The sequence below is a fragment of the Porphyromonas gingivicanis JCM 15907 genome (assembly GCF_000614585.1).
Lineage (GTDB): Bacteria > Bacteroidota > Bacteroidia > Bacteroidales > Porphyromonadaceae > Porphyromonas > Porphyromonas gingivicanis.
This window is the reverse complement of the sequence record NZ_BAKX01000001.1, coordinates 140,869-163,380: the sequence shown is the minus strand read 5'-3', so window position 1 is coordinate 163,380 and position 22,512 is coordinate 140,869. Positions and strand designations below refer to the sequence as shown.

The following is a 22,512-nucleotide window of genomic DNA, read 5'->3' as shown; positions in this document are numbered from 1 at the left end:
GTTTTTGTTTTAATCTTTCTATTTATATAGCGTTAGAGGTCATCCTCTCGTAGAGTCATATACAACTTCTATGCCTTTTTATACAATACAAAGAAAGTTCACTACTCTACAGTAACAGATTTTGCCAAGTTACGAGGTTGATCTACATCTTTACCCTTGTTGATTGCAATATAATAAGAGAGAAGCTGTAAAGGTATCACTGAAAGTAAAGGATCAAGTTCGGGTAAAGTACGTGGCACCTCTATCGTATAGTCGGTAATCTTTGCAATTTCTTCATCCCCCTCAGATACAATCGCCAAAACGCGTCCCTTGCGAGCCTTTATCTCTTGTATATTACTCACCACTTTATCATAAATTTCATCTTTTGTGGCAATAACAACAACGGGCATCTCCTCATCAATTAGGGCGATAGGACCATGCTTCATCTCTGCAGCAGGATAACCCTCTGCATGAATATAGGATATCTCCTTTAACTTGAGAGCCCCTTCCAATGCAACGGGATAGTTAAGACCTCGCCCCAAATAGATAAAGTTATGAGCATAGGTAAATATCTTAGACACCTCTTTGATGCGGTCATTCTGATTGAATATCTTTCTAATTTTATCGGGTATCATGGTGAGTTCTTGCACCAACGCCCTATACTTTTCGTCCGATATACTTCCCCTCTCCTTTGCTAAACAGAGAGCAAGCATTACCAAGACTGTTAGTTGTCCCGTAAAAGCCTTAGTAGAAGCAACACCAATCTCTGGACCAACATGGATATAGGTACCCGTGTCTGTAGCTCTTGCTATAGAGGAGCCGATAGCATTACACACTCCGTAAATACAAGCTCCTTGCTCTTTTGCCAACTTTATAGCAGCGAGAGTATCGGCAGTTTCTCCTGATTGAGAAATCGCTATAACAAGATCATCTTTCTCTATTACAGGGTTTCTGTAACGAAACTCTGAAGAATATTCAACCTCCACTGGGATACGAGCAAGCCCTTCGATAAGCTGTTTGCCAATAAGCCCTGCATGCCACGAAGTACCACAACCTAAGATAATTACTCTTCGAGCTTGTACAAGTTTAGCTCTATGGTCGAGCATTGAAGAGAGCAGTATCTGTTGTAGCTCACTGTTGACACGCCCTTTCATACAGTCTTGTAAACATCGGGGCTGGTCGAATATCTCTTTAAGCATGAAATGAGGATAGCCATCCTTCTCTATCATACCAATATCGAAACCTACCTCTTGAGGGTTATGCTCTACAACCTGCTTATCAATAGTTTCTATACGAGGAACTCGCCCTGGCATCAACTCGACCACTTCCTCCTCTTCTATAAAGATAACGTTACGCGTATAGGAAACTATTGGAGAAGCGTCTGAAGCTATAAAATACTCCTTCTGATTCTCCCCAACCCCTATCACAAGAGGACTACTTTTTCGTGCTGCTATAAGACGTTCAGGGACAGTCTTGTCTATAACAGCTATGGCATAAGCTCCAATAACGTTTTGCAATGCCTTTTGAATGGCCTCAAAGAGAGGTAAATCGAAAGTTTTCTTTGTGTACTCGATTAACTGTACCAGCACTTCAGTATCTGTATCGCTGATAAACTTGTATCCTTTCTCTGCCAAGTCACTTTTTATCTCTCTATAATTCTCAATGATACCATTATGCACAATAGCCAGTTCCTCTGTAAAAGAGTAATGAGGATGAGCATTGCGCTCACAAGGTTCCCCATGAGTGGCCCAACGAGTATGGGCTATACCTAAAGACCCCGTCAAGTCAGAAGATGACGCTCGTTGCTCTAAATTAACAACCTTACCCTTCTCTTTATAAACATTCAAAGCTCCACTACTACTGAGTAGAGCAATACCTGCGCTATCGTATCCTCTATACTCCAAACGCTTTAATCCTCCAATGAGTATCGGATAGGCTTCTTGATGACCGATATATCCTACTATGCCACACATACAATTTACTGTTTCAACATGCTATTAGGTGAGATTGAGGGGTAAGCCCCCTCATAAAAACTCTCTTTCGTGTAAAGGTATTTCTTTTGCCCGATATGAAAAAATTACCCTTTGTACAGAAACACCCTCTTTACTTTTTACTCTCTACAAGATCGACATCTATATCAATTCAAAAGGTGTACACCTTAATCTTACTTACGATAGTCTGTAATCTCGTTGGCTTACAAAGGTAATACCAAAAGGGATACGAACAAGAAAAAGAAGTAGAGAGCATAGAAAAGCAAGAGAAAAAGGTCATTAGTTATAGGTATAGTTTCTTATTGTTAAAGTGCTAATGCTTATGTACCTTTGCACGAAAATGATAAAACAATAACCCTATGAACAAGAATAAAGTCTATCGATATACAGCAGATACACTTATGAGTGATCTCATTTGTGACCACTACGACCTTCTACTTGTAATCACTCGTTTTGGCATAGCTTTAGGTTGTGGCGAGCAATCTATCCGTGAGGTTTGCGACAAACATAATGTACACACACCTACCCTGTTGGCTGTAATCAATGCCGTAGCAAATCATGTTACTTCTGTAGAGAAGAGCGACTTAGAGCAACTCTCCCCTCTGGCATTGATTGATTATTTGAAGCGTTCTCACCACTATTTCTTAGATTATAGACTTCCGCTCATCAGAGAGCAGTTGCACAAAGCTATCGAAGGTGGACCTCGAGATATCGTGCTTCTCATCAACCGTTTCTTTGACGAATATGTTGATGAGGTACACAAGCATATGGGCTATGAAGACAAAACTGTATTCCCCTACGTAACCAAATTGGTCAATCAGTCAGAGGATTTAAGTAATTACCACATTGATATCTTTAGTAAAAGACACGATAAAATAGAGGCTAAAATTAGCGAACTCAAAAATATCCTCATTAAATACTATCCTGGAGATAGTGGCTATGGGCTAACGGCAGTATTGCATGAGATTTTTTCTACCGAAGAAGATTTGGCAACCCATAACTTTATCGAAGATAACCTCTTTGTCCCGCTTATTAGAAAGATGGAGATAAATAATGCCTAAGTGCCAAGCTCTTTATATTTTTGCTGGGCAGACCGAAAAGAAACAGATTTTGACGAATAGATAAATCTATGCTACAGAGTGTATACAAGCTATTAATTGTAGAACCTAATCCTTTTATAAGATTAGGCATTGAGGCTATACTAAAGCGGAATAATAGATTTCGTGTACAGCTAACCAATACTATGGATGTAGAGAGTTTGAGTACCACAATTAACTTTTTCTCTCCAGATATTATTCTTGCTAATCCCATCATCTTTGGGTTTCATGCGGAAGGTCAGTGGAAGTCTACCCATAGAAGCAAACTGGTAGCCTTATGCGTAAATGGTATGTACTCTGGCTACCTGACAGGCTACGATGCTGTATTAAGCATCGAAGAGCAACCCGAGGCCTTTGTACAGCAGATACTCTCTACCATAGCCCTTCCAGAAGAGGAAGAATTGGACAGTGAAGACGAACGTCTCCTTTCACCTCGCGAGAAAGATGTTGTTGCCTTTGTTGCCAAGGGACTTACAAACAAAGAGATTGCTTCCAAGCTCTCTATTTCTATTCACACCGTAATTACCCATAGGCGCAACATTGCAAAGAAGCTAAAAATCCATAGTCCAAGCGGTCTTACCATCTATGCTATCGTCAACAAGTTGGTAAATATTGACGAGATACAAGCCTAATCTTTAAACTCAAGACAAGGAGACCCTTTTACTTTTTAGTATAAAGGGTCTTTTCATATACACCTGTCCTCACTTTTTCAAAATCTTACGTCACTTTTTAGAGAGACTTGCACTACTTTCAAAAACAGGTTATCAAGGAGTTCCCAAAAGAGACGATACAAAGTTTTCGAAAGGTATAAGGGTTGCCTCAAAAAGGTACGATGGTTTGGCTCAAAACCTTCCGTGCAAACTGTTGAAACCATAGCCCCTTTTAAGAGGGAGCTTTTGTGCTTCCTTTTAGAGGTCTATGTATTTCTCGCTTATCTCCAATTTTTTATAAAAAAAGAGCCCTACAAGGGCTCTCTAAAAGAGGGGCTCAACAGCTCCAAAAGGTATAGTTATCGGGGGAACGATACTACCACTTCCACTGTGGCATAAAGGAGAGGTAAAGCTCCAAGGCATGGCTCAAACGGCTCTTTGATGTGGTAGGCAATAGATGATACCAAGCCTGTGCCTGAAGTCCTAAAGAGAGAGAACGCCCTTTGATAAAGGCATAGTGTCCCTTGAGGGAGAGGTACGATGTCTGCGAAGCATCTGCCACATAGGGCCCCTCCCACAAAGCTCGACTATTGACAAAAGGACCTCCCATAGGAGTCACAAAGTGCCATCCACGCCAATAAGAAGTGGCTACCGACAAACGACGAGACGCAAACTCTAAACCTGCATATACCCCCTTGCCGATAGGATTGTTAGGCTCTGCCGTTCGCATCGAAGAGAGTAAAAAATAGGTTTCTAAAGAAAGGGTTTTATCGGGCGAAGAGGCAAAGGGTGAGAGTGTCTGTTTTACCCCCAAAGAAGTAGCAGCATAGGTATGTACTGTATCTGACCGAAGCCAATTAATCTCCCCCCCTCGATGGGTAGCTATAGCCTGCACACTTCCTTCCATCCGATACGCATCAGTTGTACAGAGGGGAAAGGAGGTAGTAAGCCCTGCGGTAAAAGCCTCTTGGTGTCTATCGGCACGGAAAATAAAGCTCTGCCAATCAATCCACACATCGCCTCGAAAAGCGGGATAGTTCCAAACGAATTGCACCCCCTGTTCTGGGTCTGCTGTGTAACGAAGTTCGGGATTGTACAGAGGGGCTATAAGTCCGTGATGCAATGTTCTATCAAGCAAGCCCATACGGAGCGTTAAATGCTCATTCGGAACATAAGTAATGCCCACAAGGGGCAGTAATCGGGTGCCTCTCTGCACCTCCGATTGGTCTGTCCAGTGAGGCAGTTCTGCGAACCAAGTTCCCTTAGGATAAGTCTTTGCACCAAAGTACCCCATAGCATACACTCCTCCTTCCAAGCGAGCCATACCAAAAGAAAATCTCTTCTCATAGGCCCCTTTGGCAGCAAGTTTATACCCAGGGAGCGTGTACCCTGTACCATAGGGGGCAGAGTATTCATTGTTTCTAAAAAAGGTCTCCGCCTCCATTGCTATACTCCATCCTTTTTTTTCGGTTTGCGCACCAAGCGGAAGGGACAAAACGAGCAGGAGAAACCAACTTATAGCCTGTTTCATTTTCGTGTGAAGAAATAAATAAGAGAACTTGCTTTACGAGGGGCAAAAAGAGTTTGAAGCGTGCCCACCACCCCCACAGCAAAAGCCTTAAGAGCAGAAGCAATAGGCATCCTTCCTTTTTGACGTTCGGTGAGCAACGCTATATAGAAGACATCTAAAAACATCGGCTTGACCTTTTTCAAACGAAAGCCGTATCGAGATGCCAATTGCGCTATATTTTCGGGCGAGAAATGCCACAGGTGGCGAGGTACATCCCACGCAGCCCACGCCGTTTTATAGTAACCGGCATCCCAGCTACAAGGGTTAGGAAGAGCCACTACCAAAAGTCCCTCTTTGGCGATACTATGACGGATAATATCAAAATGCTCCTCCAATGTATCTATATGCTCCAATACATGCCATAAAGTAATCACATCAAACTGATGCTCCTGCAAGGGAGCTCCCAAAAGAGAGCTATGTGGGGTGAAGCCGTGATGCTTCTGAACAAAGGCACGGGCATCACTATCTTGCTCGATAGCTGTAATATGGTAACCATGCTCCTGCATATAGCGAGCAAAATATCCTGTACCACAGCCAATATCTAACAAAGAGAGGGGATGGGCCTTAGAGGTCTGTGAAGGAAGATACTTTCCAATGAGTCTTCTTTTGATCGAAAGCATCCATCTGCGCATCCAGTGATAGAGGCGATCAAAAAAAGTTCTCTGCGTGTCGCTGTGAGAGATATAGTCCACACTTTTATAGTACAAGCCTAAACACTCTCCTTTCGGAGCATCAGCTGTACGTATGAAGCCACAGTGTGGGCATTGGTCCAAGGTAAATCTCTCGTGGGTTACCAAATAATCTTTGGCAACACCTATCGGTTGAGAACCTTCTTTTTGACATATCGGGCAATACATAGATAGCACCTTCCTATGTGTTAGGGTACGATTAGAACTATTCCTTTTTGGCCTCACACCAAAGGATCTCCATCTCTTCAAGAGTAAGTTGCTTAATATCTTTGCCTCGCTCTCGGGCTACCTTTTCGATGTACCCAAATCGATTGATAAACTTCCGATTAGTTTGCTCCAAAGCATTATCGGGATTGACATTGTACAAACGAGCAGCATTGATTACAGCAAAGAGCAAATCGCCAAACTCCTCTTCAACAGCCACGGGATTGTCGGAACGTATTGCTTCTTGTACCTCTTGAATTTCTTCACAAACTTTATCCCATACCTGCGAAGGTTCTTCCCAATCGAAACCTACCGCCCGGGCTTTGTCTTGTATACGATAGGCTTTTACAATGGAAGGTAAGGCTTTAGGAACTCCCGAAAGAACAGTTTTATTGCCATCCTTCTCTTTTTGTTTGATTTGCTCCCACTGTTGTGTTACAGCATCAGCGGACTTTACATTACTCTCTCCATATACATGAGGATGACGGAATATCAATTTATTGCAAAGCGTATTACAAACATCAGCTATGTCGTACGCCCCTCCCTCTTGAGCAATACGAGCATAAAACAGGATATGTAATAACACATCACCCAATTCTTTTTTGGTGTTGAAAACATCCTTCTGTATTAAAGCCTCTGAAAGCTCGTAAACCTCTTCTATCGTGTTGGCTCGCAATGTTTCATTGGTCTGTTCTCTATCCCACGGACATTGTACACGAAGTGTATCCAAAACATCTAATAGGCGCGCAAAAGCCTCTACTTTATCTGTTTTTGCATTCATTTCTTTTAGATAATACAATAGAGGGATCAGTTCCTCCATTCGATAGAATAAAAAAAGAGGCTGTTTTCGTTGTTAGCAACAAAAAACAGCCTCTCATTAGTTGTCTATATTATTCTGTTACTTCTACTTCCTCTTTTTGAGTAGGAGTATGTACCACAGGAGCAGGTTTTCCTGCCTGACGAGCCTTAAATTCCTTAATACCATCACTTAGATAAGTGCGGTACTTATCCACATCAAGATCATGTTGATAAGAAGGTCCCACAGGTACTCCATCATGGTCAAGAGGGATATAGAAGGGCTGGGCATTAGCACCAAACTTACTTCTTTGCAAATAACTCCACTTATCACCTATGGTGCGTAGCTTAGTACGCTTAACAGTGTTACCAAGTAGTTCTTCTACTTCAATAACTTCAGGTAGAGGTGTTTTGTCGTCTACCATCAAGGTAATAAGTACATAGTCTTCTTCCAAAAGTGTTTTGATTTGTGGGTTAATCCACACAGAGTTCTCCATCTCACGGCAATTAACACAACCAAATCCTGAAAAATCCACCAATACAGGCTTGTTATTAGCCTTTGCATAGCGCATACCCTCTTCATAATTGTCAAACTTGGCATGTACCTGTCCATCGTAAAGATTGAAATCTTGTGTAGACAAAGGAGGAGAAAAAGCACTCACCGCCTTGAGAGGAGCACCCCAAAGCCCTGGTACCATATAAACAGCAAATGAAAGAGAAATGAGAGCTAAAAAGAAACGTCCTACCCCAACCTTTTCTAATGGAGTGTCGTGAGGGAAAGTGATTTTGCCCAAAAGATATAATCCCAAGCAAGTGAAGATCACAATCCAGAGTGCCAAGAAAGTCTCTCTATCCAAGATACCCCACCCATATGCCAAGTCGGCAATAGAAAGGAATTTGAGCGCAAGAGCCAACTCCAAGAAAGCCATAACAACCTTTACAGAGTTCAACCAGCCACCACTCTTTGGCATATTTTGCAACATATTTGGGAAAATGGCAAAGAGAGAGAAAGGAAGGGCCAAAGCCACAGCAAAGCCAAACATACCTACTGCGGGACCAAGTATATCACCCATAGAAGCAGCCTGCACGAGCAAAGTACCGATAATAGGACCTGTACAAGAAAAGGAGACTAGTACAAGTGTAAAGGCCATAAAGAAGAGACTCAAAACACCTGTAGTAGAGTCGGACTTGCTATCCAACTTATTGGTCCATTTAGCTGGGAGTACCAATTCAAATGCTCCAAAGAACGAGATAGCAAAAAGAACCAAAACAGCAAAAAAGATTAAGTTAAATACGGCATTGGTTGCTAAGTTATTAAGCATACTTGCACCGAAAATCAACGTTACCGACAATCCCAATACAAGATAAATAACCACAATCCCCAATCCATAAATGACAGCATCCTTAATAGCTTTCTTGCGATCTTTAGTTCTCTTCAAGAAGAAGCTTACTGTCATCGGAATCATAGGCCATACACAAGGCGTGATAAGAGCTACAAGACCTCCAAGAAATCCGAAAAGGAGTAATTCAAGCAAGGAAGAGTCTGTTTGGTTCAAAGTTTCATCCCCATAGGCTTTCAATGTATCAACTACTGGAGTCCAAAGTTTATCTGAAGAAACTTCATTCAGAGCAGTTTGAGTAGCAACTCCTTCGGCAGCATCTCCAACACCTTCTGTTATAGCAGACATGGCTGAATCGGCTTCTGTTTGTGTTGACTCTTCTTGTACTGAGGTATCGGCAGCGGTAGACTTAAGGTCGCTACGTTTGAATGTAAACTCTTCGGTGGCAGGAGGCAAGCAAGCCTGATCATCGCATGCCTGTGCTGTAACCCCTAACTCGATATAGAACTTCTCAGGATCGGTAACAACGATATTCTGTACAAAAGAGACCTGCTTGTCAAAGAAGCGAAGCGTCATTTCGAATTGCTTGTCATACTCTTCGATGGCTTTACGATTAGCAACGAAACCGCCCACTCTGCGAGCACCCTCTAACTTATAGAAAGTAAACTCTGTAGAGTTAGGACCATCTTCTGGCATGTTTTGATCGTAAAGGTGCCAACCATCCTTAATTTTGGCAGTTACAATGATTTTCTTTTCAGCTGTTCCCTTGTCTTCGAGAGTTGCTTTCCACGAAAGTACATCAAGGTGCATCTGCGCCTTCATTTCGACCCCTTGGCTCAAAAGCAGGGTGAAAAGAAGAGAAAAGAAACCTAATCGGTAGATAATTCTCTTGTTCATTACGGTCTTTTTATTGGTTTTATAGAGCTTAAATTAAATGCTTTTTCTGGCATCGGTTCTTCTTTTTCCCGTATGGCTACACGTTCACTACTGGTAAGACGTCCTTTCAAAAGTTTGTAAATAGCTTCGGGTATCTCCATAGCAAAATGATGCCTCTTTCCTGTTATCGGATGCAAAAACAGCATTTCGTTTTGGGTGATAGCGAGTGCTTTAGCCCCTCTTAATAGACATCCTTTGTTCTTCTCGCCCATCACTGGATTACCTCTCTCGCTCAACTGACTTCTAATTCCATTATATCGTCCGTGCAAAGTAAGCTTGAGCAACGTGCGCCACTGTCCTCTCTCCATCACTTCGTAAGAAACACGCGAACGACGTGGAGCTTCTGACTGAGCTTTATTTCTCTCCTTCCCTGATGTATTGGCTCGAGGAGACTTAACTGAAGAGTCCGAAATATGGAGCATTTCTCCTTCTTCTTCGGCGATAATACCCTCCACCAAAGCAGTAAAAGTTTGAGACAAAATATATTTACTCCAATTTTCTATAACCTCTTGTTGTACTTCTCTATTACGTGCAAAAAGTACTAACCCCGGGGTTTCTCTATCCAAACGGTTCAAAAGAAAGATTTTCTCCAAACTATTGGTCGATTTGTAGTAATCTGCAACGATACGAAAAACGGTCTTTTTCTCTCCTTCTCGGGTAGAAATAGTGTGTAAACCAGCCTCTTTTTGTACTAATACAAAGTAATCATCTTCCCAAAGGAGCTTTACTTCGGGCGTAGAAATAGGAGGTAAAAAACCCACATTAAAGACCTCAAGAAAATCTCCAACACTCACGTTCTGAAGAGGAGAAGTACAAACCTCTCCATTCAATCGAACACAACGATCTCGGAGGTATTGCTTTTGAGACGTACGACTACTCTCTGGGAGCAACTTAGCCATAGCTTCCAGAATAGTTATCGGCTGATTGCACTGCCACTTAGCAATTAACAGACGTCTTTTTCGCACCAAAGATTTATTCTTCATCTACTCTTTTCTTTTCTCCTTAGAGAAGGTGATCATTATGTTACTATATATCATAAACAGGCACGCAACACCTGCAAAAATAGCCCAGAGGGAACTGTTTAACAAAAGAGCAATTCCACTTGCCATCCATAGCATTGCAGAGAAATGTCCCATACGAACCAATCTTCTAAAACGCAAAGAACCCTGTGAAGGAGCATATGAAAGCATCGCCAGCAAATATCCCAAAGCTCCCACGAGCAACACATAGCGCCCCCAAGTAATCTCAAAAATTATAATGAGAAGGAGAGCCAAAAGGAGCAAAAGCGTACTTGCCATATAAAGCAGGTTGTGCATCTTAGGAGACATAGTCAAATATCATTTCATTCTGTAGCTGTTACGGAAGTACTGTCTACAAGGAAAAAGACAACCTCTTCAGGCTTTTTGAAGTTGAATTTGGTTCGAGCCACATGCTCCAGCTCAGTTTTGTCCACCAAGTTCCAATTCAACTGAGTGCTATCTTTACGGAACTTCAACTCTGCCTGCGAAAGTTGTCTTTCAAGATTTCTAACACGTCGTGCATACTTTTGGCGCACAAACATATTATTATCTCCCAAAAGAAAAGAATAGAAAACCAATAAAAAACCAATCCCTATAATTACTTTAGAGGGATGACGGCGACTATATGTCTTAAAATCTCCGTAGAGTTTCTTGATGCTTTTCTTCTTATCTTCCAAAGTTCCGTTCTCTCTTAGCCATTACATTTCTCGGTCTCCTCACTGCAGATTTTTTCTGAGGGACAAAAATAGGCTTTTCCCCCTACATAGTGATTAAACAAACTGTTTATTAAGTTTTTTTATCCTCTACAACTCAATAAATTAAATTGTATCGTAACCTCCAATAAAGAAACCCTTCCGCACGAGTATTTGTAATATGGTGTAAAAACAGGAAATAATACAAAAGTGGAGTATAAACCCTTCAAGGAATCGGCAAAAAATCTACTAAGATTGTTGTTTGCGCTGCTCTTTAGTAAGCAAAGTCTTGTACCTCTTTTTTTCTTTTTCATATCCTAAGACTCCTGCCAGCTCTATCAACTGCGCCAATAGGGGAAGGTTATGAGGGTGTTCTGTCTGCAAACGACTTAGTATGTCGTAAGCTTTTTCCTGTTTGTTTATATCAATGTAGGTAAGCCCTAACTCCATGGAGACATCTAAGTGACGAAAAAAATCTTTGTAGGCTTCGGATAGTAGCCTCAAAGCCTCTTCATAGCTACCTAATAAGCGGAGCATTTTCCCTTTACGAGCCAAGGCTTTTGGATGTTTTGGAAGTAAAGAAAGAGCTTTTTCATAAGAGCGTAAAGCTGCTTGTGTGCCTCCAATTTCTTCCAAACACTGGTCTCCCATCTCAATGTACTCTTCGGCGAAAGTATTGAGAGTAGATTCCAACTTCTTGTCTTCAGAAGATTGCTGCTTTATCATACCGATAATACGCTCTATCTGATAGAGTTTACTGATAAAAAGACGCCTAAAACGAGGTGTATCAAGCATATTTTTAGTTTGGAGGGCTTCGGAAAGCATTGTAATAGCCTCCCTTAAAGCCCCCTCATTGAGCGCACTAATAGATTGCAAGTACAACGATACTGCTCTACTCTCTTCCAACGTTTCTTGAAAAACTTCTTCATTAGCAGCCTGCTGGTAGTAATCTACGATTTCGGGACGCGTGATAATATCGTACTTGCGAAATGGTCGTGTAAGAGTCATGCCCTCCAAAGAGCGACAGCGACTCAGTGCCACATACGCCTGACCTGCCGCAAAAGTGCCATTACAGAAATCTATTGTCACATGTTCAAACGTAAGCCCCTGACTCTTATGTATTGTTATAGCCCAAGCTAATTTGAGAGGTATCTGTGTGAACTTACCAATAATCTCCTCCTCAATAGAGTTAGTCTCAGGGTTCAGGATATAGCGTTTATTTTCCCAAGTAAACTGTTGTACGAGACATATAGCTCCATTTTCAAGTTGCACAGCGATGGCACCTGTCTCTGAATCAAACTCTAAAAATTGTCCCAACGAACCATTAACCCACTGATGTTGCGGATCATTGGCAACAAACATCACTTGCGCCCCTTCTTTCAGAACAAGTACCTCTTCGGTCGGAAGAGAGCCTTCGGGAAATTCATCTTGAATAACACCTCTGAAGCTATACTCGTCTCCTGACAATCGTTCCAAATGCTCTTCGTTAATCTTCTTAGCTCGGTCTCTTCGGGTCGTAAGAGTGATATTAAAATCATCTTCAGGAAGTATCAGAGCATCTTTTTTATCCAGAGCAGAGGTATGTTCATTCAATGCTTTTACCTCTTGGTCAGAAGCCTTTCCTGTACGAATTTGGTCTAAAATATCGACAAAAGCCCGATCTTTTTGGCGATACACCTTGGTAAGCTCCACAATGATAGGTTTGTTAGCGATAAAGGCATTTGCACCGTAAAAAAAGTAAGTATGATAGAAATTACGTAAGATTTCAGCATCTTGGGCAGTAACAACGGGTTCTAATTGGAAAAGATCGCCCACAAAAAGCATCTGCACGCCCCCGAACGGAAGAAACATACGCCCTCTGATAGTACGTAGGATCAGGTCTATGGCATCGACAATATCGGAGCGTACCATAGAAACCTCATCAATGATAATAAGCTCCAAGTTGCGTATCAGGGTCCGTTGTTCTTTGCGAATCTTCTTGAGCGTCTCCTTGACAATCTTATCGCCTGGGGGGAGAGGGCCAAAAGGTAATTTAAAAAAGGAATGCAACGTCTGTCCTCCTGCGTTAAGAGCAGATATTCCCGTAGGTGCCAACACGACATGCTTCTTCTTAATCGTCTGGCTTACATGCTTTAGAAGTGTACTTTTTCCAGTTCCAGCTTTTCCTGTCAAAAAAATACTCCGCTCTGTCTCTCGGATTAAACGGAGCAAGTAAACCATCTCCAAGTTTTCGGGGTCTGGGATGGTGATAACTTTAGGAACGGACATAAGAAACAGTTTTAAGGTTTATTGTTGGTACTTAGTAGGGTCTTCTACTCCAGCCTTGATGAAAGCCTCTTTACGCTCACAGCATGTAGCACAACGACCACACTGAATAGCACCTCCCTCATAACAACTCCATGTAAGAGCATAATCAATGCTTAGCCTACTTCCGATAGCCACAATCTGTTCCTTGTTGATATGTGTATAAGGGGCGCAGAGTTCCACACGATTGCTCGTCCCCTCTCGAATGCTTTGCATCATAGGCTCAATAAAAGCAAATCGACAATCGGGATAGATAGCGTGATCTCCAAAATGATTTGCTATGAATATACGACTGAGTCCTCTACTCTCGGCAAGACCTGCCGCAATACTTAGCATAATCCCATTGCGAAAAGGTACAATAGTAGACTTCATATTCTCCTCGTTGTAAGCCCCTTTCGGAATAGCTCCTCCACTTAAAAGCAGGTTACTTTGGAAGTAGCGAGCCATAAAATCTAAAGGAACTACAATGTGAGGAATGGCGAGTAGCTCGCAATGCTTCTCTGCACAAGGTATTTCAGAGGCATTATGCTTAGAACCGTAATCAAAAGTAAGGGCAAGAGCAATTTCCTCCTTATAGTCGTACAGTAGTGTGGTACTATCGAGTCCTCCCGATAGCACGATTAAGCCATCTTTATGACCCTTGTGCAGATTTTCTTGCATTCTTTTATATAAATGGATAAAAACCAACTCAGAGAAAAATAGGTAGACACTCTCTCCAATAGAAGCCCCCCTCTTCTCTCTGAGTTTTTTCAATTCATTCTACAGATTAGTAGGCACGAGCAAAAAGAACTCTACATTTAGAGGGTTTGCCTGTAACCATACAAACTCCAGGTGTGAGATCTCCGTCAAGAGGAACGCAACGTATGGTAGCCTTGGTTTCTTCCTTGATACGAGCTTCCGTCTCTGCTGTACCATCAGTGTGCCAAGATAAATCCACCCTTTTCAATTTCCGTTTTGAACTCTTCATAGGTCTCTACGGTACGCGTATTAGCCTTACGATAATCAAGTGCTTTTTGGTAGATGTTCTTTTGAATATCTTTGAGTAACTGTTCAATATGGTCACAGATACCTTCTATAGAAACTGTTTCTTTGGTCAGCGTATCTCGGCGTGCCACCTCTACCGTACCTTGCTCTAAATCTCTCGCTCCTAAAGCTAAGCGAACGGGAACACCTTTGAGTTCATACTCGGCAAACTTCCAACCAGGCTTTTTGTTATTATTATCATCAAATTTGATGCTGATACCTCTCTTGCGACACTCTTCGAGAATAGGAACTACCTTCTCTGTTATCTCTTTGAGGTTTTCGTCTGTCTTATAAATGGGTACTACCACCACTTGTAAGGGAGCTAATGAGGGAGGAAGAACCAATCCGTTATCATCTGAATGAGACATGATAAGCGCCCCCATAAGTCGGGTAGAAACTCCCCATGAAGTAGCCCATACATACTCTCTTTTGCCCTCTTTGTTCAAGAATTGTACATCGAAGGCCTTGGCAAAGTTTTGCCCCAAAAAGTGGGAAGTACCCGACTGTAACGCTTTACCATCTTGCATCAAAGCCTCTATTGTGTAGGTATCAATAGCTCCAGCAAAGCGTTCTGTCTCACTCTTAACGCCACAAACTACAGGCACAGCCAATACATTTTCGGCAAAATCGGCATATACCCCCAGCATCTTACGAGCCTCTTCTACGGCTTCCTCTTCGGTAGCGTGAGCGGTGTGTCCCTCTTGCCACAAAAATTCTGCGGTACGAAGGAAGAGACGTGTGCGCATCTCCCAACGTACTACATTTGCCCACTGATTACAAAGGATAGGCAAGTCTCTATAGCTCTGTATCCAATCTTTATAAGTGCTCCAGATGATCGTTTCGGAGGTAGGACGTACGATGAGTTCTTCCTCCAGTTTAGCCTCAGGATCTACAATAACTCCGCTCCCATCGGGGGCATTCTTTAGCCTATAATGTGTAACCACAGCACACTCTTTGGCAAAGCCTTCCACATGATCGGCCTCGCGACTAAGATAACTCTTTGGTATAAAAAGCGGGAAATAGGCATTTACATGACCCGTTTCCTTAAATCTGCGGTCTAATTCTTGTTGCATCTTTTCCCAAATCGCATAGCCGTAAGGCTTGATTACCATACAACCACGCACGGCAGAACTCTCTGCCAAGTCCGCTTTTGTTACCAAATCTTGGTACCACTGCGAGTAATTCTCACTACGAGGGGTTAGCTCTTTAATCTCTTTAGCCATAAATGTACTTTGTTATATAGACTTGTTATATCCGACAAAATTAGTGCAAAGAAGCGAAACTTGAACAACAGACTTCTTTTGTTTACCTATGTAAAATCATCGCACTGAGCCTCATCCGCTGTATCATTGGGAGGGATTCTAAAAAGGTTGCCTCACCCTCGGAAGCAACCTTTTCGTAAAATATCTATCACTGATTTTAATAGCGTGTACTAGAACCTCCACCACCGCTGGAGCCTCCACCCCAGGAACCTCCCGAAGAGCCTCCATGCCCCCCGCCCATTCCTCCTCGGAAAGAAGTGCTTGCCAAAGCTCTCAAAACGAGAAGAAGGAGGAGCAGAAAAGAAAAGTTGATAGTTGTATTTTACCCGTTCCACATTACCACACTGTTTACAACGATAGGAGGCTTGAAACATTTCCTTATCATCGTACGACACAGAACGCACTCGAATAGGCGCAGAAACACGAATAAATTGCCCCTTAGTGTGACAACTGGAACAAAGTACTTTAGGCATTAAAGCTCTGTAGCCCAAGAGATAAAAAAGCCCCCAAATAGGAAGGAACCAGATAAAGAAGATAAGATTGACCCAAAAAGCCTGCACAAACAACTCTTTAGCCTTCATATGTGAGTACCAATCGGATTTACGACGAAGAGAGAGAAGGGTAAAGAATACATAGGTAAAATAGCCTAAGCCCAAGAAAACCCATAAAGAAAGTATTTCTCGCCAAGGTATATTGACTTGCTGAATAACCTGCTCTCTCGGCAAGCCCTCTATATGAAACGGAGAGAGAGTCGACTCTCCCGTAAGCACTTTCTCTACCTCTACTACCCCTGCGTAGAGAGCCTCGCCAATCTGCCCCTCTTTGAGAAGGGGTACCATATAGTGTAGCTGTATCCTTTTGGTCAGAGCATCGGGCAAGACACCCTCTAAGCCATAGCCCGTTTCAAAGATGATTTCTCTTCCCTCTACGATTTCTAAAATTAGTAAGCCATTATCTTCGCTTCTGCGCCCTAACTTCCAATCATTAAAAAGCTCTACAGCAAACTCTCGTGCCGAGGCATAAACAGCATCATCAATATAGGGCAGTACAACCACAGCTACCTCTGCCCCATAAGTAGCACGCAAATGGTAAAGCCGTTTATTAATACGCTCTCTGTCTAAGGGAGACAAATACTCATCAGGATCACTTACAAATTGGGCCCTATCTCTCAACTGCACATTGGGGACCTCCTTCACTCTATACTTTTTCTGAGGTGTCCCTGTAGCAGAGAATGCAAAGAGAGAAAAAAGGAGCAAAAGAAGCAAACATGCTCTTTTCATGAATTGCAAATGTGCTTTAGAACTCTATTTTAGGAGCCGTTTTAGCCTCTTCAGAGGCTTCGAAATAAGCTCTTTTCTCAAAATCGAAGAAGCCTGCTACAATATTGGTAGGAAAGCTACGAATAAATCCATTATACTCTTTGGCAACATCATTAAATCGTTTACGCTCTACAGAGATACGATTTTCTGTACCCTCTAACTGAGTTTGCAGCATGATAAAATTCTCATTGGCCTTTAACGTAGGATAGTTTTCTGACACAGCCATAAGACGAGTAAGAGCCCCACTTAACTCCCCTTGCACTTTTGAAAAGCGTTCCAATGCTTCGGGGGTAAGGTTGTCTGCATTTAGTGTAGTTTGTGTTGCCTTGGCACGAGCCTCCATCACTTGTGTTAGTGTCTCTTGTTCATGTGTAGCATACCCCTTTACTGTTGCTACCAAATTAGGTATTAGGTCGGCACGTCTTTGATAAACGTTTTCTACCTGTCCCCAAGCATTTTGTACCTTTTCATCTAATGCCACCATTTTGTTATACGACTTGGCGAAATAGGCTCCTATAGCTATTATAAGCCCAATACTACAATACCCAAAATGGCAATCTTTCCGATGCCAGATGCTCTACTACTTTTCATACATTACTAATTCTTTAATTATACAACTTACGTAAAGATACTCTTTTTAATCCTCTGACAAAAACAATAAAGCGATAGGCATACTTCCAAAGGTATAAAGGTTCGGAGCAAAAGGACTAATCGTTTCGAGAGTTTACATTAATGGTTTTGCGCTCAGGGGTTAATGGTATGAGGAGAAGCGATTGGGGGATTAGACGGGGCTAAAAGGATGAATTGAGAAGCTGTTTCGGCATATAGAGTAGTATTATTACGTTGGTTTTCTTATTTTTGTGGTGTATTTGCAAATAAAAAAATATGAAAGATTTTCTTAAGATGTTCTTGGCCGCTATCTTGGCCTTCTTTGTAGGATCCATAATAGTATCCTGCCTAAGTGTTATCTTGATGATTGGCTTCATTGCTTCTGCTTCGGTCTCCAATCAAAGTTCAGCCGTAAAAATCAAGAGTGGCTCTGTACTTGAGGTAAACTTTGAGGACTTACAAGAAAAGGTTGCCACAACTCCTTTTGACGAACTTTTCGGTCCTTCCGAAAAGGGGGCTTTGTCTCTAACCGACATTATTGCCACCATTCGCAAGGCAAAAGACAATCCTAATATCGAGGGAATACTTCTTACAGCCAATACTCCTTCTGGCGGAATGGCATCTATTACAGAAGTACGCAGGGCATTGGAAGAGTTCAAATCATCAGGCAAATTCATAGTAGCCTATGGTGACATCTATAACCAGAAGGGATATTACTTGGCTTCGATAGCCGATCAAATATATCTCAACCCCCAAGGGATGATTGAGATGAACGGTATTTATATCTCAAACGTTTTCTTCAAACAAGCTCTTGAAAACTTTGGAGTAGAAATGCAAGTTTTCAAGGTGGGAACTTACAAGGGAGCTGTAGAACCCTTTATGTTGGATCGTTTAAGCGAACCCAATCGTGAGCAAATAGCCTCTTTTAGCTCCGTACTGTGGGAAAATATGTTGCAAGGCATTGCCCAAGAGCGCAAGTTAGATATAGCTACCCTCCAAGCTATAGCTGACAGAGGACCTATCTTCTTACCTCCTCAGGAATATGTAGATAACAAACTCGTAGATGGACTCCTCTTCAAACGTGAGGTTATGGAACTCTTAAAAGAAAGAGAAGAAATAGATGACAATATGGAGCTTGTCTCTCTCTCCAATATGAACAAGACCAAAGGATATACTCCTAAGGGAAGCGATAAAATTGGTGTAATCTTTGCGGAGGGAACTATTACTGCAGGCAAAGAACATGGTACTATTACCGAAGAATTGGCTGGAAGATTGATTGAAATAGCCAAAGAGGATGAAATTGATGCCGTAGTACTCCGTGTAAACTCTCCTGGAGGAAGTAGCTTCGTATCAGAACAGATTTGGGATGCTGTACGCTTTGTAAAAAGCAAAAAACCTATCGTCATTTCTATGGGCGACTATGCAGCTTCAGGTGGATACTACATCTCTTGCGCATCCAGCTACATCTTCGCCGAGCCTACTACCATTACAGGCTCTATCGGTATCTATGGCATCTTCCCCAACTTTGCAGGTACAGCAAAAAAACTTTCCATTACAGAAGATGGAGTTAAAACCGCTAAATATGCCGACTTTGGCAATACGTTCAGACCTATGAGAGAGGATGAAAGAGCTATCATGCAACGCTATATAGAAACTGGTTACGACACATTCATTACACGTGTAGCAGATGGTCGCAAGCTGACAAAAACACAGGTAGATAGCGTAGGACAGGGTCGTGTATGGACAGGGTCACAAGCCCTTACTCACGGCTTAGTAGACGAGTTGGGAGGTTTGGACGAAGCTATCGCCAAAGCGGCAGAGTTGGCAGAAGTAACTTCCTACACCGTCGATTATGAAAAAACATATAGAGATCGTTTCGAAGAGATCTTCTCGTCTCTATCTAACACTATATCTCAAAGTTTCTTGAACAGGATATTGACAAAAGAAGAGATAGAGGCTCTGCAAGAGACTCGCCTGTATAGAGAGAATACTGGTATACAGGCCCGCCTGATGTACAACATAAAAATGTAAAACTTATCACGAAGAGGAACGCTCTTAGCCGAGAGCACTCCTCTTCGATGCTTTTGCCTTTCTATGAAAAATCGCAGTATATACAGATGTATGTATCCTATTTCATTTTTATATGGAATGGGGATTCGCCTGCGAAATTATTTGTACAATAAGCAGATACTGAAAAGCAAAAGTTATCCTATTCCTATCATTTGTATAGGCAATCTATCTGTAGGAGGTACTGGTAAAACTCCTATGGTAGAGTACTTAATACGACAAATGCAGGCTAAATATCGACTTGCCGTAGTCAGTAGAGGCTACAAAAGGCGTAGTAAAGGACTTGTAGTAGCCCATCAAGACGATTCTGCCAATCAAATAGGAGACGAACCTCGTCAAATACTTTACAACTTTCCAGAAGTTATGATGGTACTTGACGGCAATAGACGTAGAGCTATCGAATATATACTTTCGCTCCCCAAAGAGGAACAACCAGAAGTAATTCTCTTAGACGATGGTTTTCAGCACCGACGTGTATTGCCCTCGCTCTGCATACTGCTAACGGAGTGGAGTCGTCCCTTTATCAAAGACAAACTTCTTCCTGTTGGAGAGTTACGGGAGAGTGCCGATGGAGCCTTGAGAGCCGATTGTATTATTCTAACTCGCTGCCCCGAAGAAGCCTCTCCCATAGAGATACGTATTATGGAACGTACTCTTTCTCTCTATCCTCATCAAGAACTTCTCTTCAGTCGAACCTCCAGTGGAGAGCTAACGCCTCTCTTTACTGAAGAAGCTATTCCCCTAAAGCAAGAAAATTTCCCCAAGGAAGCAATCGCCATCGCTGGTATAGCACATCCTCAGCACTTTTTTGATGAAGTAAACAAACGCTTTACAATAGCTCAAACATTACACTATCCCGACCACCATCACTTTACGGAGAGAGATATAGACATCTTCTCTGCTGCACTGCATGAACATCCCAATGCAATCTTGGTAGTAACGCAAAAAGATGCGGTCCGCCTCATAGACCGTAGAGAGAAGTTACCTTATCCGTTAAAAAACAGGTTATACTATATCCCTATAGAAACAGTTTTCTCGCAAGAGGATGCTATGAAGCTCGAAAAGATTGTAGAGAAAACAATCCGACAAGTTAACCGAAACTCCTCCTCACATTAATAAACCTTATGGCAACGAAAATAGCAGATCTTGGAGAGTTTGCACTCATCCAACGCCTTACTGAGCAACAAAAGTTAAAGAACGAGAGTACCCTATTTGGTGTTGGAGACGATGCTGCAGTACTATCTGCTCCCGATGGGTCTCGACAACTAATAACAACAGACCTATTATTAGAGGGCATACACTTCGATTTGATGTATGTACCCCTTAAGCATTTGGGATATAAGGCTGTAATGGTAAATCTATCGGATATCTTTGCTATGAATGGAAAGCCTGAACAGATTACGGTATCAATAGGAGTATCTGCCAAGTTTTCTGTGGAGCAAATTGACGAACTTTATGAAGGTATTTACCTCGCAGCTTCACGCTATGGTGTAGATGTAGTGGGGGGAGATACTTCATCGTCTCTCAATGGGTTAGTAATTAGCATAACCTGTATTGGCTATGCACAGCCAGAAAAAGTAGTGTATCGACATGGCGCACAGCCTACAGACTTAATTTGTGTTACAGGTAATTTAGGAGCAGCCTATATGGGGCTTCTACTTTTAGAGCGAGAGAAAAAAGTTTTCCAAGCTGACCCTACCCCATTTTTTACACCCGACTTTTCGGGTCGAGAGTATCTTATAGAGCGGCAACTAAAGCCCGAAGCAAGAGGAGATATTATTAGCCTTTTGACCGAACGCAACCTCCTACCCACTGCTATGATGGATATTTCGGATGGGCTTTCCAGCGAACTACTTCATATTGCCCATAGAAGCAAAGTAGGCATACGAATCTATGAAGAGCGCATCCCCATAGATCACGAAACTATGGCTGCAGCCGAAGATATGCACATTGCGCCTATTACAGCAGCTTTGAATGGAGGAGAAGACTACGAACTTCTGTTCACACTCCCCATTGCAGCAAGCGATTACATTCAAGACTTCCCTGGAGTTTCGCTCATCGGATATGTAACCGAAGCGAGTGAAGGATGTCATATCATTGCAAGAGATGGCACTGCAATCCCTCTCGTTGCACAAGGTTGGACCATGTCTAAAGGTTTCTCGACACACCAAACAAACACAGAAATAGAGAAATAATGGAATCAAAAAAAATCCTCAAACCTTTCTATAGAGCTTTTTCCGATGTAGGAGAGTATTCTATGCTCATGAAACAGGTGTTTACTCGCCCTGTGCGATGGAGTATATTCTTCAAACAGTTGATTCGAGAGATGTTAGAAATGGGGTTAGGCTCTATATGGATTGTAGTAATTATCTCCTTCTTTATTGGCTCGGTAATTACTATTCAGTTGGCCATCAATATGAGTTCTCCTTTCATTCCTCGCTTCACGATAGGCTACGCCACCCGAGAGATTGTCTTATTGGAGTTTTCCTCCTCCATTATGTGTCTTATCTTAGCAGGCAAAATCGGCTCCAGTATCGCCTCAGAACTCGGCACTATGCGAGTTACCGAACAGATTGATGCCCTCGAAGTTATGGGTATTAACTCTGCGAACTTTCTTATCTTACCCAAAATTGTAGGACTTTTACTCTTCATTCCCATCCTCTCTATTATTAGTATGGCTACGGCTATCGGAGGAGGATTTTTGGCGACATTCGTTACTCCCAGTATGACGGCAAGCGATTTTGAATATGGGATGCAACTTTACTTCAATGCTTATAACATTGTTTATTCAATTATCAAGTCTTTGGTATATGCCTTTATAATAACCTCAGGAGCCAGCTATTTCGGCTATACAGTCAAAGGAGGTGCACTTGCTGTAGGACACGCAAGTACCAATGCCGTGGTAACAAGTAGTGTATTGATACTACTCGCCGATGTACTTTTGACCAACTTATTACTTATCTGAT

Annotated in this window: 18 protein-coding genes and 1 pseudogene; 6 read left to right on the top strand and 13 right to left on the bottom strand. The window is 42.2% G+C overall.

Annotated elements, in window-relative coordinates; translation table 11 throughout:
- Positions 1-101: 101 nt before the first annotated feature.
- Entirely contained in the window at positions 102-1,952 is a 1,851-nt protein-coding gene (glmS, locus tag JCM15907_RS00710) for a glutamine--fructose-6-phosphate transaminase (isomerizing) (RefSeq protein WP_025842311.1), read from the bottom strand.
- A gap of 377 nt (positions 1,953-2,329) precedes the next feature.
- Here glmS and JCM15907_RS00700 point away from each other — a divergent pair, with 377 nt between their 5' ends.
- Together JCM15907_RS00700 and JCM15907_RS00695 are read left to right on the top strand one after the other, a co-directional pair.
- Positions 2,330-3,031 (top strand): hemerythrin domain-containing protein, encoded by a 702-nt coding sequence (locus JCM15907_RS00700; RefSeq protein ID WP_025842310.1) that lies wholly within the window; start codon positions 2,330-2,332, stop codon positions 3,029-3,031.
- A gap of 68 nt (positions 3,032-3,099) precedes the next feature.
- Positions 3,100-3,699 carry a response regulator transcription factor gene (locus JCM15907_RS00695; protein ID WP_025842309.1) on the top strand — a complete coding sequence of 200 codons (600 nt, stop codon included), beginning with the start codon at positions 3,100-3,102 and terminating at the stop codon, positions 3,697-3,699.
- Positions 3,700-4,093: 394 nt separating this feature from the next.
- Here the strand turns inward: JCM15907_RS00695 and JCM15907_RS00685 are convergent, their stop codons facing one another.
- From JCM15907_RS00685 to JCM15907_RS00630, 12 genes and pseudogenes are all read right to left on the bottom strand, one after another.
- On the bottom strand, positions 4,094-5,248 hold the full coding sequence (locus tag JCM15907_RS00685; protein ID WP_025842307.1) for a lipid A deacylase: 1,155 nt from the start codon (positions 5,246-5,248) through the stop codon (positions 4,094-4,096).
- Complete coding sequence (locus tag JCM15907_RS00680; RefSeq protein WP_036885287.1) at positions 5,245-6,144, bottom strand: class I SAM-dependent methyltransferase; 900 nt, start codon at positions 6,142-6,144, stop codon at positions 5,245-5,247. The genes JCM15907_RS00685 and JCM15907_RS00680 overlap by 4 nt, the downstream gene beginning before the upstream one ends.
- A gap of 37 nt (positions 6,145-6,181) precedes the next feature.
- Positions 6,182-6,961 carry a nucleoside triphosphate pyrophosphohydrolase gene (gene mazG, locus JCM15907_RS09920; protein WP_036885348.1) on the bottom strand — a complete coding sequence of 260 codons (780 nt, stop codon included), beginning with the start codon at positions 6,959-6,961 and terminating at the stop codon, positions 6,182-6,184.
- Between the two features lie 109 nt (positions 6,962-7,070).
- Complete coding sequence (locus JCM15907_RS00670) at positions 7,071-9,212, bottom strand: protein-disulfide reductase DsbD family protein (protein ID WP_025842305.1); 2,142 nt, start codon at positions 9,210-9,212, stop codon at positions 7,071-7,073.
- On the bottom strand, positions 9,212-10,234 hold the full coding sequence (locus JCM15907_RS00665; RefSeq protein WP_025842304.1) for an RluA family pseudouridine synthase: 1,023 nt from the start codon (positions 10,232-10,234) through the stop codon (positions 9,212-9,214). Before JCM15907_RS00665 ends, JCM15907_RS00670 begins: the two co-directional genes overlap by 1 nt.
- Entirely contained in the window at positions 10,235-10,579 is a 345-nt protein-coding gene (locus JCM15907_RS00660) for a hypothetical protein (RefSeq protein WP_025842303.1), read from the bottom strand.
- A 14-nt stretch (positions 10,580-10,593) separates the two neighbouring features.
- On the bottom strand, positions 10,594-10,947 hold the full coding sequence (locus JCM15907_RS00655; RefSeq protein WP_025842302.1) for an FtsB family cell division protein: 354 nt from the start codon (positions 10,945-10,947) through the stop codon (positions 10,594-10,596).
- 264 nt (positions 10,948-11,211) lie between these two features.
- Entirely contained in the window at positions 11,212-13,230 is a 2,019-nt protein-coding gene (locus tag JCM15907_RS00650; RefSeq protein WP_025842301.1) for an AAA family ATPase, read from the bottom strand.
- An 18-nt stretch (positions 13,231-13,248) separates the two neighbouring features.
- Entirely contained in the window at positions 13,249-13,926 is a 678-nt protein-coding gene (gene queC / locus JCM15907_RS00645; protein ID WP_036884085.1) for a 7-cyano-7-deazaguanine synthase QueC, read from the bottom strand.
- Between the two features lie 106 nt (positions 13,927-14,032).
- Positions 14,033-15,512, bottom strand: a pseudogene (gene proS / locus JCM15907_RS09915) (proline--tRNA ligase).
- A gap of 209 nt (positions 15,513-15,721) precedes the next feature.
- On the bottom strand, positions 15,722-16,831 hold the full coding sequence (locus JCM15907_RS11915) for a TPM domain-containing protein (RefSeq protein ID WP_025842299.1): 1,110 nt from the start codon (positions 16,829-16,831) through the stop codon (positions 15,722-15,724).
- A 16-nt stretch (positions 16,832-16,847) separates the two neighbouring features.
- Entirely contained in the window at positions 16,848-17,354 is a 507-nt protein-coding gene (locus JCM15907_RS00630) for a LemA family protein (protein WP_025842298.1), read from the bottom strand.
- A 401-nt stretch (positions 17,355-17,755) separates the two neighbouring features.
- Here JCM15907_RS00630 and sppA point away from each other — a divergent pair, with 401 nt between their 5' ends.
- The 4 genes from sppA to JCM15907_RS00610 all read left to right on the top strand — a co-directional run bounded on the left by sppA (position 17,756) and on the right by JCM15907_RS00610 (position 22,511).
- Positions 17,756-19,510 (top strand): signal peptide peptidase SppA, encoded by a 1,755-nt coding sequence (gene sppA / locus JCM15907_RS00625; protein WP_025842297.1) that lies wholly within the window; start codon positions 17,756-17,758, stop codon positions 19,508-19,510.
- A 63-nt stretch (positions 19,511-19,573) separates the two neighbouring features.
- A complete protein-coding gene (gene lpxK / locus JCM15907_RS00620) occupies positions 19,574-20,662 on the top strand; it encodes a tetraacyldisaccharide 4'-kinase (RefSeq protein ID WP_025842296.1) in 1,089 nt (362 codons plus the stop codon).
- A gap of 8 nt (positions 20,663-20,670) precedes the next feature.
- Positions 20,671-21,741, top strand: coding sequence for a thiamine-phosphate kinase (gene thiL, locus JCM15907_RS00615; protein ID WP_025842295.1), 1,071 nt, complete (start codon positions 20,671-20,673; stop codon positions 21,739-21,741).
- Positions 21,741-22,511, top strand: coding sequence for an MlaE family ABC transporter permease (locus JCM15907_RS00610; protein WP_051522306.1), 771 nt, complete (start codon positions 21,741-21,743; stop codon positions 22,509-22,511). The genes thiL and JCM15907_RS00610 overlap by 1 nt, the downstream gene beginning before the upstream one ends.
- The last annotated feature ends 1 nt before the right edge of the window (position 22,512 follow it).